Source organism: Marmoricola sp. RAF53 (assembly GCF_052114005.1).
Lineage (GTDB): Bacteria > Actinomycetota > Actinomycetes > Propionibacteriales > Nocardioidaceae > Marmoricola.
Genome location: NZ_JBFRDX010000017.1, coordinates 23,142 through 35,003, shown reverse-complemented (window position 1 = coordinate 35,003; position 11,862 = coordinate 23,142). Strand labels below are relative to the sequence as shown.

The 11,862-nt window shown below is 72.1% G+C and carries 12 protein-coding genes; 8 read left to right on the top strand and 4 right to left on the bottom strand.

Translation table 11 applies throughout. From position 1 onward, the window contains the following. Nucleotides 1-9 precede the first annotated feature (9 nt). Entirely contained in the window at nucleotides 10-495 is a 486-nt protein-coding gene (locus AB4Y76_RS15245) for a GNAT family N-acetyltransferase (RefSeq protein ID WP_441926743.1), read from the bottom strand. A gap of 50 nt (nucleotides 496-545) precedes the next feature. On the opposite strand from AB4Y76_RS15245, the gene AB4Y76_RS15240 reads away from it, so the two are divergent. From AB4Y76_RS15240 to AB4Y76_RS15230, 3 genes are read left to right on the top strand one after another with little or no spacing between them, the layout of a single operon-like run. Next, on the top strand, nucleotides 546-1,085 hold the full coding sequence (locus AB4Y76_RS15240) for a DinB family protein (RefSeq protein WP_441926741.1): 540 nt from the start codon (nucleotides 546-548) through the stop codon (nucleotides 1,083-1,085). Next, nucleotides 1,082-1,276, top strand: coding sequence for a DUF3046 domain-containing protein (locus tag AB4Y76_RS15235; RefSeq protein WP_441926739.1), 195 nt, complete (start codon nucleotides 1,082-1,084; stop codon nucleotides 1,274-1,276). The genes AB4Y76_RS15240 and AB4Y76_RS15235 overlap by 4 nt, the downstream gene beginning before the upstream one ends. Continuing rightward, nucleotides 1,276-2,541 carry an MFS transporter gene (locus tag AB4Y76_RS15230; protein WP_441926737.1) on the top strand — a complete coding sequence of 422 codons (1,266 nt, stop codon included), beginning with the start codon at nucleotides 1,276-1,278 and terminating at the stop codon, nucleotides 2,539-2,541. Before AB4Y76_RS15235 ends, AB4Y76_RS15230 begins: the two co-directional genes overlap by 1 nt. On the opposite strand, the gene AB4Y76_RS15225 is transcribed toward AB4Y76_RS15230, so the two are convergent. Then, the gene (locus AB4Y76_RS15225; RefSeq protein WP_441926735.1) at nucleotides 2,531-4,654 is read right to left on the bottom strand and encodes an acyltransferase family protein; all 2,124 of its coding nucleotides are present in this window, start codon (nucleotides 4,652-4,654) and stop codon (nucleotides 2,531-2,533) included. The two genes, AB4Y76_RS15230 and AB4Y76_RS15225, sit on opposite strands and share 11 nt — an antisense overlap. A 278-nt stretch (nucleotides 4,655-4,932) precedes the next feature. Here AB4Y76_RS15225 and recA point away from each other — a divergent pair, with 278 nt between their 5' ends. Further along, nucleotides 4,933-5,979: a recombinase RecA gene (gene recA, locus AB4Y76_RS15220; RefSeq protein ID WP_441926733.1), complete on the top strand. Its 1,047-nt coding sequence runs from the start codon at nucleotides 4,933-4,935 to the stop codon at nucleotides 5,977-5,979. A 37-nt stretch (nucleotides 5,980-6,016) separates the two neighbouring features. Then, nucleotides 6,017-6,541, top strand: a complete 525-nt coding sequence (locus tag AB4Y76_RS15215) for a regulatory protein RecX (RefSeq protein WP_441926731.1) — start codon at nucleotides 6,017-6,019, stop codon at nucleotides 6,539-6,541. An 8-nt stretch (nucleotides 6,542-6,549) separates the two neighbouring features. Here AB4Y76_RS15215 and AB4Y76_RS15210 read toward each other — a convergent pair whose 3' ends face one another. Continuing rightward, nucleotides 6,550-7,041, bottom strand: coding sequence for a nuclear transport factor 2 family protein (locus tag AB4Y76_RS15210; RefSeq protein WP_441926730.1), 492 nt, complete (start codon nucleotides 7,039-7,041; stop codon nucleotides 6,550-6,552). Nucleotides 7,042-7,075: 34 nt separating this feature from the next. On the opposite strand from AB4Y76_RS15210, the gene AB4Y76_RS15205 reads away from it, so the two are divergent. The 3 genes from AB4Y76_RS15205 (at nucleotide 7,076) to AB4Y76_RS15195 (ending at nucleotide 11,368) form a co-directional block, all read left to right on the top strand. Further along, nucleotides 7,076-7,789, top strand: coding sequence for a GNAT family N-acetyltransferase (locus AB4Y76_RS15205; protein ID WP_441926728.1), 714 nt, complete (start codon nucleotides 7,076-7,078; stop codon nucleotides 7,787-7,789). A 9-nt stretch (nucleotides 7,790-7,798) separates the two neighbouring features. Then, entirely contained in the window at nucleotides 7,799-8,275 is a 477-nt protein-coding gene (locus tag AB4Y76_RS15200; protein ID WP_441926726.1) for a hotdog fold domain-containing protein, read from the top strand. Nucleotides 8,276-8,368: 93 nt separating this feature from the next. Further along, on the top strand, nucleotides 8,369-11,368 hold the full coding sequence (locus AB4Y76_RS15195) for an MMPL family transporter (RefSeq protein WP_441926724.1): 3,000 nt from the start codon (nucleotides 8,369-8,371) through the stop codon (nucleotides 11,366-11,368). Here AB4Y76_RS15195 and AB4Y76_RS15190 read toward each other — a convergent pair. After that, nucleotides 11,352-11,831 (bottom strand): MarR family winged helix-turn-helix transcriptional regulator, encoded by a 480-nt coding sequence (locus tag AB4Y76_RS15190; RefSeq protein WP_441926722.1) that lies wholly within the window; start codon nucleotides 11,829-11,831, stop codon nucleotides 11,352-11,354. The two genes, AB4Y76_RS15195 and AB4Y76_RS15190, sit on opposite strands and share 17 nt — an antisense overlap. Between the last annotated feature and the right edge of the window lie 31 nt (nucleotides 11,832-11,862).

Genomic DNA, 11,862 nt, shown 5'->3' with positions numbered 1-11,862 from the left:
GCCGGTCGCTCAGAGCATCAGCTGGAAGATCCCGACGTCGATCATCCGGTCGTGCTTGTCGCCGACCTCGCGCATCGTCCCGGTCAGCTCGAACCCGTGGTTCTCGTGCAACCGGACGCTGCCGTCGTTGGGGAGCGCGATCAGCGCCAGCGCGGTGTGCAGCCCCTGCGCGCGGAGCCGGGGGAGCAGCGCGGCGTACAGCCGGGTCCCGAGGCGGCTGCCGCGGGCGTCGCGGTGCACGTAGACCGAGGTCTCCCGGGTCAGGTGGTACGCCGGCCGGTCGCGGAACGGGGAGGCGTAGGCGAAGCCGCGGACGACCCCGTCGACCTCCGCGACCAGGAAGGCGTCGCCGGTGCGCAGCTTCGGCAGCCAGGACGCCGCCGGACGCTGCTCGGTCTCGAACGTGGAGTACGCGTGCGCCGACTCGTAGGCGTAGATCGCGGCGACCTCCTCCAGGTCCGCCTCGGTCACGTCCCGGACCAGCACCTCGCTCATGGGACGAATAATCCCATCTGCCCCTCGGGCGCGTGATGCAGACTGTCGCCATGCCGATCGAACCCGACACCAAGGACTGGACCTGGGTCCTCGAGCGTCCCTGCGCGGAGTGCGGGTTCGACCCGTCGGCGGTGGACGTCACCCGGCTGGCCGAGCTGGTCCACGAGAACACCCGCGGCTGGTACGGCGCCCTCGACGGTGCCGGCGCCGCCGTCCGCCCCGACCCGGGCACCTGGTCGCGCCTGGAGTACGCCTGCCACGTCCGTGACGTGCACCGGCTCTTCGGCGAACGCGTCCGGCTGATGCTCGACCAGGACGACCCCGCCTTCGCGAACTGGGACCAGGACGAGACCGCCGTCGAGAGCCGCTACTCCGAGCAGGACCCGGCCGAGGTCTCCGTCGAGCTGGTCGAGGCCGCCGCCGACACGGCCGCGCTCTTCGCCGGGATCACCGACGACCAGTGGCCGCGCCGGGGCCGGCGCAGCAACGGCTCGGTGTTCACCGTGGCGACCCTCGGCGTCTACTACCTGCACGACGTCGTCCACCACCTGCACGACATCGGGCACGACATCGGTGTGGCCGAGGCGTGAGGCAGACCGAGTTCTGGGAGCGGATGGAGCTGGCGCTCGGCCGCGACTACGCCCGGTTCTGGGCCGGGCAGACGGTGATCCGCTCCCTCGGCGGCCGCACCGCCGAGCAGGCGCTGGCCGCCGGCGAGAGCCCCAAGGTGGTCTGGCGCGCGGTCTGGGAGCTGCTGGAGCTCCCGGCCCGGGACCGCTGATGACCGACGAAGGCGGCCAGCACGGCGCGCTGCAGCGTCGTACGGTGCGGACGCTGGTGGCCTCCCAGGCCGTCGGCGCCCTCGGCATCACCATCGGCATCGCGACGGCCTCGCTGCTGGCCCGCGACCTCTCCGGTTCCGACACGCTCGCCGGGCTCACCCAGACCGGGCAGGTGCTGGGCGCCGCGGGCGCGTCCTGGCTGCTGGCCCGGCTGATGGCGGTCCGTGGCCGCCGGGTAGGCCTGGTGACCGGCTACCTGATCGGGGCGTCGGGTGCCGCGCTCGCCGTCGTCGCCGGGATCGTCGGCTCGATGCTGCTGCTCGTGGTCGGCGCCGTCCTGCTCGGGGCGACCACGTCCGCCAACTACGCCGCCCGGTACGCCGCCACCGACCTGGCCACGCCGGCCACTCGCGGCCGGGCGCTCTCGATCGTCGTCTGGGCGACGACCATCGGGGCCGTCGCCGGGCCGAACCTGACCGGGGCCGCGGCCGACCTGGCCGACGCGCTCGGCATCCCCGAGCTGACCGGCCCGTTCGTCCTGGGTGCGGCCAGCATGCTCGTGGCCGGGCTCGTGGTCGCCGTACGGATGCGGCCGGACCCGCTGCTGGTGGCCCGGGAGGCGCACGCCGCCGCGCACGCCGCGGCCGCCACCGAACCGCTGCCGTCCCGGCCGGTCGGCGTGGTGCTGCGCGAGCGGCCGATGATCGCGGCGGCGATCGTGGCGTTGGCCGCGGCGCACGCCGTGATGGTCTCGGTGATGGTGATGACCCCGCTGCACATGGAGCACGGCGGCGCGGCGCTGCGCGTCATCGGCATCGTCATCTCGCTCCACGTGCTCGGCATGTTCGCCTTCGCCCCGGTCGTCGGGTTCGCCGCCGACCGGCTCGGCCGGCCCGCGGTGATGGGTGCCGGCGGGATCGTCCTGCTGGTCTCGCTGGTGCTCTGCGCGATCTCACCCGCGGGCAGCTCGGTGCAGATCTTCAGCGGGCTCTTCCTGCTCGGGCTGGGCTGGTCGATGGCGACCGTGGCGTCCTCGACGCTGGTCGCGGAGCAGGCGCCGATCGAGTCGCTGACCACGGTGCAGGGCACCTCCGACCTCGCGATGAACCTGGCCGCGGCGTTCGGCGGTGCCCTCTCCGGCGTGATCGTCGGCACGCTGGGTTTCGCCGCGCTGTCGCTGTTCGCCTCGGTCTTCGCGGCGGTCGTGCTGCTGGCCGCCGGCTACGCCGCGCAGCTGACCCGGAGCGCCGACGTCACAGCGTGAGTGCCGCCGCCAGGAGCGGGCTGAGCGACTGCGCGAAGGTGCGGGTCAGGTGGTGCCGGTCGGTGTAGACGACCACGTTGCCCACCACCAGCGGGCACACGTTCTTCGGGCACAGCCACGCCGTGGTGTCGACCCAGCCGGCCCCGGCCACACGGGCCGCCGCGCTCCAGGCCGCGTTGCGCGCCGCCGTGGTCGGGTTCAGCGGAGCGGCGCAGGTGCGCAGGGTGGCGTTCCTCTCGCCGAGGCAGTCGGCGGTCGCCTCCGGGAGCGTGGTGTTGTCGGCGAGCACCGTCACCTGGGGGCTGGCCGCGGTCAGCTTGGCGAGCGCGCTGCGCATGCCGGGCACCAGCGCCCGGGTCCCGGCGGCGCCGTCGTCCCCGCGGAGCTCCTTGCCGGTCTTCGGGTCCGCGATGGCGGTCTGGGTGTAGCCGGTGGTGATGATCCGGTCCGGGTGGATCCGGGCGATGTTCCGGTAGGCCCAGGTCCGCCAGCGGTCGCACTCGCGGTAGCGGCGGGACCCGTCGTTGCGCCAGGCAGGGGTGTCGATCGGCGGGCAGCCGGTCTTGAGGAAGACGACGACCTTCCAGCCGGCCTCGTCGGCCAGGCGCACGATCGGCGCGGTCCACATCCCGATGTGGGAGTCGCCGAAGAGCACCAGGGTGCGGGCCGCGTCGGTGTCGCCCATCGAGCAGATGTCGTGCCGGGTCGCCTGGGTGCTGGCCCAGCAGTGGTCCGGGAGCCGCCAGTTGGCGTTCTTGAGCTGGAGCGGCGACGGGGTGAGCCGCGACGGCAGGCTGGTCCGCGCGGTCGAGCGGGACGCGGCGCGGGTGACGGCGAGCTGGACCTCGGCGGCCTGGGCCGCGGCCGCGGCGGCGCGCGCCTGGGCGGACTGCACGGCCGCCTGCGAGCTGCTCGGGGCGGCCCTCTCGGCCGGGTCCAGCACCGGGTGCGTCGCCGTCGCCGTCGTGGTCCCGACCTGGGTCCCGACCACGGTCACGCCGACCAGGACGAACGCGACGGCCGCCGGCCAGAGCGCCAGCGCGCGGGCGCGGCCGCGCTGCCAGAACTCGGCGGAGCGGAACGGCGTCTCCACCCAGCGGTAGCTGATGGCGGCCAGGGTGATCGCCAGCGCGACCAGGGCGGCCCGACGTGTCGGGGTCTGCTCGTGGCCGGTCGCCATCACCGGGATCACCAGGAGCGGCCAGTGCACCAGGTACAGCGAGTAGGAGATGTCGCCGAGCTTGCGCATCGGCGCGCGGTCGAGCAGCCAGCTCGCGCCGTACGGCGTGGGCCGGATGCCGCCGGCCAGGACCAGGACGGTGCCCACGACCGGGACGAGGGCCGCACGGCCGGGGAAGACCGTCGTGCTGGTGTAGGCCAGGCACGACCACGCGATCATCGCGACGCCGACCCAGGAGAGCAGCGACAGGAAGCCGCGGGTGAGCTGGCGCAGGTGGTGCGCCAGCAGCGCCAGCAGTGCGCCGGCGCCGAGCTCCCAGACCCGGGTGAGGGTCGAGAAGTACGCCGACGTCGGGTCGGCCGTGCTCTGCAGCACGCACCAGGCCAGCGAGACGCCGCAGATCGCGGAGAGGGTGAACCCGAGCGCGCGCAGCGGCCGCCGCCGGGCCAGCACGAGGACCACCGCGACCAGCGCCGGCCACAGGACGTAGAACTGCTCCTCCACCGAGAGCGACCAGAAGTGCTGGACCGGGGAGACGAAGCCGTCCGAGGCGAAGTAGTCGGTGCCGGAGCGGGCCGCGTTGATGTTCTCGCCGAAGAACGCGGCCCAGGTGACGTCGCGCAGGACCTGGTCGAGCCGGATGTAGCCGAAGGCGAACCAGGACGCGATCGTGATGCCGACCAGGGTGACCGCGGCCGCCGGCAGGATCCGCCGCGCTCGGCGGGCGTAGAAGTCGGTGAGCGAGATCCGGCCCTCGCGGCGGACGCCGCGGACCAGGATCCCGGTGATGAGGAACCCGGAGACGACGAAGAAGACATCCACGCCGACGTAGCCGCCGGCCAGCTGCGTGACGCCGGCGTGGCTCAGCACGACCGCACCGACGGCGAGGGCCCGGAGGCCCTGGATGTCGCCGCGGCGTGCAGGAGGGGTCACCGTCCCACCCTAAGGAGCGGGTCCGGTACGTCCGGATCCGGCACGCGGGGGAGGACCCGGTTTCGCCGTCGGACCGGTCACGTCCGCCGGTCCGCGACACGCGGGGGCCCCGATGTCGCGGTCGAACACATGTTCGTACTACGGTTGGTCCACAGGCAGGCACCACCGCCCGTTCTCCCCAGGCCGACGCCGGCTCGGACCGAGTGTCGGTGGCCGCACCTAGCGTCTGCGGGACAGACAGAGCTGCAGGACCGGACCTCGAAGACAGGACGAAGGACATGGCTGGAACGGACAAGGACAAGGCCCTCGACATGGCGCTCGCCACCATCGAGAAGAACTACGGCAAGGGCTCGGTGATGCGGCTGGGTGACGAGACCCGCGCACCGCTCGAGGTGATCCCGACCGGCGCCATCGCCCTCGACATCGCCCTCGGCCTCGGCGGCCTGCCGCGCGGCCGCGTGGTGGAGATCTACGGTCCGGAGTCCTCCGGAAAGACGACGGTCGCCCTGCACGCGGTGGCCAGCGCCCAGGCCGCCGGCGGCATCGTGGCCTTCATCGACGCCGAGCACGCGCTCGACCCGGAGTACGCCAAGGCGCTCGGCGTCGACACGGACGCGCTGCTGGTCTCCCAGCCCGACAGCGGCGAGCAGGCCCTCGAGATCGCGGACATGCTGATCCGCTCCGGCGCGCTCGACCTGATCGTCATCGACTCGGTGGCCGCGCTGGTGCCCCGGGCCGAGATCGAGGGCGAGATGGGTGACAGCCACGTCGGCCTCCAGGCGCGACTGATGAGCCAGGCGCTCCGCAAGATGACCGGTGCGCTCAACAACTCCAAGACGACCGCGATCTTCATCAACCAGCTCCGCGAGAAGATCGGCGTGATGTTCGGTTCGCCGGAGACCACCACCGGTGGCCGGGCGCTGAAGTTCTACTCCTCGGTGCGTCTCGACGTGCGCCGGATCGAGACCCTCAAGGACGGCACCGACATGGTCGGCAACCGGACCCGGGTCAAGGTCGTGAAGAACAAGGTCGCGCCGCCGTTCAAGCAGGCCGAGTTCGACATCATGTACGGCAAGGGCATCTCCCGCGAAGGTGGCCTCATCGACGTCGGTGTCGAGCAGGGCCTGGTCCGCAAGGCGGGTGCCTGGTTCACCTACGAGGGCGACCAGCTCGGCCAGGGCAAGGAGAACGCACGCAACTTCCTCCGCGACAACCCGGACCTGGCCAACGAGCTGGAGAAGCGGATCCTGGAGAAGCTCGGCATCGGCCCGACCCTGGACGCCCCGGCGGAGAAGGTCATCGACCCCGACGGCATCGACTTCTGACCCCCTGGTCGTCGAGCCTGTCGAGACGGAGTGAGTAGTGAAGCAACCTGACCCCGACCCCGACCCCGACCCCGACCCGGAGTCGGTCGGCCGCAAGATCCTGCTCGACCAGCTCACCGGACGTGCCCGCAGTCGGGCCGATCTGGCGAAGAAGCTCGCGCAGCGCAACGTCCCGGACGACGTTGCGCTGCGCCTGCTCGACCGGTTCGAGGAGGTCGGGCTGATCGACGACGCGGCCTTCGCCCGGGACTGGGTCGCCGAGCGACAGAACGGTCGCGGTCTGGCCCGGCGGGCGCTCGCCCAGGAGCTCCGCCGCAAGGGCATCGAGGACGAGGTCGCCCGGGAGGTCCTGGACGACGTCGACGTCGAGGAGGAGGTCGAGGTGGCGCGGGCGCAGGTGCGCCGCAAGCTCCGCTCGATGCGCGGCCTCGACGAGGAGGTGGCGGTGCGTCGCCTCGTCGGCATGCTCGCCCGCAAGGGGCACTCCAGCGGCGTCGCGTTCCGGGTCGTGCGCGAGGAGCTGGGGGCCGACCTGGTCGACCCGGAGCACTCCGGACTCTGAGCCCTGGGTCAGCCGCCGAGGATCTTGAGAAACTTCTGCCCGACCTCGCTGAGCGTGCCGTGCGCGTCGGCGACCCGGCACCACTCCAGGGTCATGTCCGCGAACTTCTGCGGGTTGTAGATGTCCTCCTCGCGGATGAGGTTGCCCTCGTCGTCGAAGGTCAGGATGGTGATGTTCGAGGCCTCGTGGACCGAGCCGTCGCCGGGGTCGCGCATGATGTTGCGGATGTCGCAGATGACGCGATTGGTCGGCGGGTCGAGGACGTACCAGGCGGGCGGGAAGCCGGTCATCTCGCTGCCCGGGAACGTCGTCATCGTCTTGATGATCCACGGCCGGATCTCCTCCCGGCCGTTGAATTCCCCGTAGGCGTGCTCGGAGTACGTCGCGTCCTCGGTGAACATGTCGGCGAATGCCGACCAGTCGCCGGTCTCGACGATCTCGGCCACCTGGTCCAGGTACCGGTCGAACGCAGACTGCAACATGTTCTCGTTTTCGGTCACGGCGCCATCAAACCATCCACGGCAGACTGAGGGAATGGAGTTCGAGGTTCTGCGGGCGCAGGTGCGCGCCGGGGAGTCGTGGGCGGAGGCCGGCGACCGGTTGGCGCCGCACGACTCGCACAGCCCGGTCCTGGCGGTCGACCTGTCGTCGGACCCGCTGCGCTTCCGGCACGACGAGGGGAACCGCCTCTCGATCCGCCCGATGACGCCGGGCGACTTCCCGGACGTGGTGCGCTGGGTGAACGAACCGCACGTGGCCCGGTGGTGGGACGAGCACCGCACCCCCGAGCAGGTCGAGGCGTACTACGGGCCGGCGCTGCGCGGCGAGGACCCGACCCGGATGTGGGTGTGGGAGGTCAACGGCCGCTCGGTCGGCTTCAGCCAGGACTACCGGATCAGCGACCACCCGGACTACGCGCTGCTGAGCGCGCGGCCGGATGCGATCGGCTTCGACTACGCCGTCGGGGAACCGGCGTTCGTCGGGCGGGGGATCGGGACCAGCCTGCTGTGGGTGTTCCTGCGCGACATCGTCTGGCCGGCGTACGCGGGGGTCCGGGAGTTCTTCGCGGCTCCGGACCACCGCAACGCCGCCTCGCTGCGGGTGCTCGCCAAGCTCGGCTTCACCGAGGGGCTCTGGTTCGACGAGCCGGCCGGGGCCGGCCGGGTCGACACCGTGGTCGGGTGCTCGCTCGATGTGGCGCAGGTCATGGGGATCCAGGGGTCGACCCGGCTAGTTACCGGGAAGTAACATCGGCCCATGGCCAATGTCGCTGACTTGTACAAGAAGACCACCTCGTTCCCGGTCGTCGGGCCGCTCGTGGGGGACCGGCTCTTCTCCCTCGCGTTCGCGCAGAAGGCGCCGTACTTCGCGAGCATCCGGCCGCGCTTCACCGTGGTGGAGCCGAACCACGCCGAGCTCGTGATCCCGAAGCGCCGGGCGGTGCAGAACCACCTCGGCACCGTGCACGCGATCGCGCTCTGCAACGGCCTCGAGGCGGCGATGGGAGCCCTGGCCGAGTCCACGATCCCGAGGAACAAGCGGTGGATCCCCAAGGGGATGGACATCACCTACACCGCCAAGGCGACCTCGGACATCACCTGCATCGCCGAGACCGACCCCGAGCAGTGGACCGGCGACGACCCCGACCTCCCGGTCCGGGTCAAGGGCGTCCGCGACGACGGCACCGTGGTCATCGAAGGTGTCATCAAGCTCTGGGTGACCGAGAAGAAGTAGCCGTGCGCGCTCCGACGGGTGCGACGAGCGTCACGGTCCCTCTCCTCCCGGAGTAGGACGCCGACCAAGCATCTGCTCGGGACCATGGTCGGCATGAGTCCTGAAGGTCGCGAGTCCGCGTCGCTCGCCCGGCTGGCGCGGTTCGTCATCGACCACGCCGTCTGGGTGATCGGCGCCTGGCTGCTGTTCGCCGCGGCGCTGAACGTCCTGGTCCCGCAGATCGAGGCGGTCGTCGCCAAGGACAGCACCCCCTTCGTCCCGGAGTCCGCGCCGTCGCTGCGCGCGGTCAAGGACATGGACACCACCTTCGGCAACGGCAAGAGCCGGAGCTTCATCGTGCTCGTCGCCGCCCGCGAGGGCGGGCTCACCGCCGCCGACAAGAAGTACGTCGTCACGCTCGCCGACCGGCTCCGGGCCGACACGAAGCACGTCACCTACGTCCAGGACGTCCGCGAACCCACCCTGCGGGCGGCGCTGACCAGCAAGGACGGCGAGGCGGTCTACTTCCAGATCGGCCTGGCCGGCTACACCGGAGCTCCCACCTCGGTCGGCCAGGTCGAGGCGGTCCGCGACGACGCGAAGGCCGGGAAGCCCGCCGGGCTCGAGGTCAAGGTGACCGGCGCCTCGGCGACCATCACCGACATGGTGGTCGAGGTCGAGAGCTCGATCGTCAAGATCACCGCGGTGACACTCATCCTGATCGCCCTGATCCTGATGCTGATCTACCGCTCGGTGGCGGTCACGGCGTTCGTCCTCGGCGTCATCGGGCTCGCCCTGGGGGTGGCCCGGGGCGCGGTCGCTCTGCTCGCAGACCACCACGTCTTCGACGCCTCGACCTTCACCGGGTCGTTCCTCACCGCGATCGTGCTCGGCGCGACCACCGACTACGCGATCTTCCTGATCAGCCGCTACCACGAGCAGCGCCGCCGCGGGGTCGAGCCGCGGGAGGCCGCTCGGGTCGCGGCGTCCCGGGTCTCCGGGGTGATCATCGGCTCCGCGCTCACCGTGGTCCTGGCCAACGCCTGCCTGGCGCTGGCCCACGTCGGCCTCTTCCGCACCACCGGTCCGGCGATCGCCGTGAGCATCCTGCTCGCGCTCGGGATCTCGCTGACCCTGACGCCCCCGCTGCTGGCCCTTCTCGGCGAGCGCGGCCTGATGGAGCCCCGTCCGCGGCCGGCGACCGAGGGGGTCTGGGACCGCTGGGGCCGCCGGGTCGTCGCCCGACCCGGCCTGGCGCTGGCGGCCGGCCTGGTCCCGCTGGTCCTGCTCGCCGCCTTCTTCCCGCTCTTCAAGCCGAGCTACGACGAGCGCCGGGTCCAGCCGGGCGACACCGAGAGCAACGACGGGTACGCGCTGATGGACGCGCACTACCCGGTCAACGAGGCGCTGCCCGACTTCGTGCTGGTCACCGCCGACCACGACCTCCGCAACAGCCGCGACCTCGCCGCCCTGGAGCAGGCCGCGGCGGCCGTCTCCCGGGTTCCCGGGGTCGGGTCGGTCCGGGCGGTGACCCGGCCGACCGGGACCACGATCACCGAGGCCTCGGTCGGGTACCAGGCCGGGATCGTCGGCGGTCGCCTCGGCCAGGCGAAGGACCAGCTGGGTGCCGGCAGGAAGGACTCGGCGCGGCTCGTCGACGGGGCAGGTCGGCTCGCCGACGGAGCCGACCGGCTGGCAGCGGGCGCGGACGCCGCGGCCTCCGGCGCCGACAAGGTGCTCGCCGGGGTCCGCACCCTGCACGGCGGGCTGGAACAGCTCGCCGACGGCAGCGACGACGCGGTCACCGGAAGCGCCCGGCTCCGCGCCGGCGCCCGTGCCCTCGCCGACGGGCTGGACAGCGCGGTCGCGCAGACCCAGGTCGCCGTCGACGGGCTCGGCCTGGCGCACCAAGCGCTCACCAAGAGCCTGACCTGCGGGCTGGACGCCTACTGCAAGGGGGCCCGCGACGGCATCAAGCAGATCTACGTCGGCGAGCGCGACCAGCTCGTCCCGGGTCTGCGCGAGGCGGCCGCCGGCGCCCGCCGGCTGGCCGACGGGACCGCGGACCTGCAGAGCGGGCTGCGGCAGGTCCGGGCCGGCCTGAACGCCGCCGAGGCCGGCGCGAACCGGCTCCGCGAGGGCCAGCAGGCGCTCGCCTCCGGGCTCGACGGGCTCGCCTCGGGCAGCGACCGGGTCGCCGACGCGGGCTCCCAGGTCGCCGGCGGGACCCGGCGGCTGACGGGCGCGGTCGGCCGTCTCGAGTCCGGGCTCGGCTCCGCGGCGGCGTACCTGAACAGCACCGCGAGGGCGACCAGTGCGCCGGGCCTCAGCGGCTTCTACCTGCCGCCGAGCGCGATGAAGGACCAGCGGTTCGCCCTCGCCAGCGGCGCCTACCTGTCCGCCGACGGGAGGGTCGCGCGGATGATCGTGCTGGGCGACACCAATGCGTTCGGGCACCGGGCGGCGGCACGCAGCGGCGAGATCGCCGGCACCGTCCGGGAGGCTTTCGACGGCACCGCGCTGGCGGGCAGCACGGTCGCGATCACCGGCATGGCGGCCACGAACGCCGACATCCAGGAGCTGTCCGCGGACGACTTCCGGCTGGTCGCGATCGTCGCCCTCATCGCGGTCTTCCTGGTCCTGCTGCTGCTCATCCGCAGCCTGATGGCGGCGCTCTTCCTGCTCGGCTCGGTGGTGCTCTCGTACGTCGCGACGATGGGCCTGGCGATCCTGGTCTGGCAGCTGGTGCTGGGCACCCCGATCGAGTGGACGGTGGCGTGCATCGCGTTCGTGCTGCTGGTCGCCGTCGGCGCCGACTACAACCTGCTGCTCATCAAGCGGATGCACGAGGAGGCGCCGGACGGCTCCCGCTCCGGCATCGCCCGCGCGGTCGGCCTGACCGGTGGCGTGATCACCGCGGCGGGCGTCATCTTCGCGGCCAGCCTGTTCGCGATGATGGCCGGCAGCGTGGTCACGCTGGTCCAGCTCGGCTTCACCGTCGGGCTCGGCCTGCTGATCGACACCTTCGTGGTCCGCACCCTGGTGGTCCCGGCGTTCGCGGCGCTGGTCGGGCCGCGGCTGTGGTGGCCGTCGCGGGTCAGTCCAGCGGACTGACCCCTGCCGGCGGCCTGTCCTCGGTGAGCACCTGGTAGAGCCGGGAGAGCACCCGCCGCGCGGTCGCGTAGTCCTCCGCGCCGATCTCCTGGCTGAACCGCTCCTCGAGCTCGAGGATGTGCTCGAAGCCGCGTTGTCCCTGGGCGAGGCCGGCCTCGGTCCAGATGACCAGCTTGGCCCGTCGGTCGGCGGGGTCCGGCACCATCTCGACCAGGCCGGCCTCGGCCATGTCACGGATGACCTCGCCCATCGACTGCCGGGTGATCCCGGCCTGCTCGGCCATCCGCGCCGCTCGGCTGCCGTCCGCGTCGAGGGTCGCGAAGACGTAGTTGTAAGCCGACTTCGACGGGAACCCCTGGCGTGCGGCCTCGTCGACCATGTCCTGCTGCAGCTCGCGGTTGAGCCGGTGGACGAGCGCGATCAGCGGGACGAAGTCCGGGGACGGCGTACGGGGGGTTGACATCCGTAAGGAAACCTTCCAATAATCGTAAGGA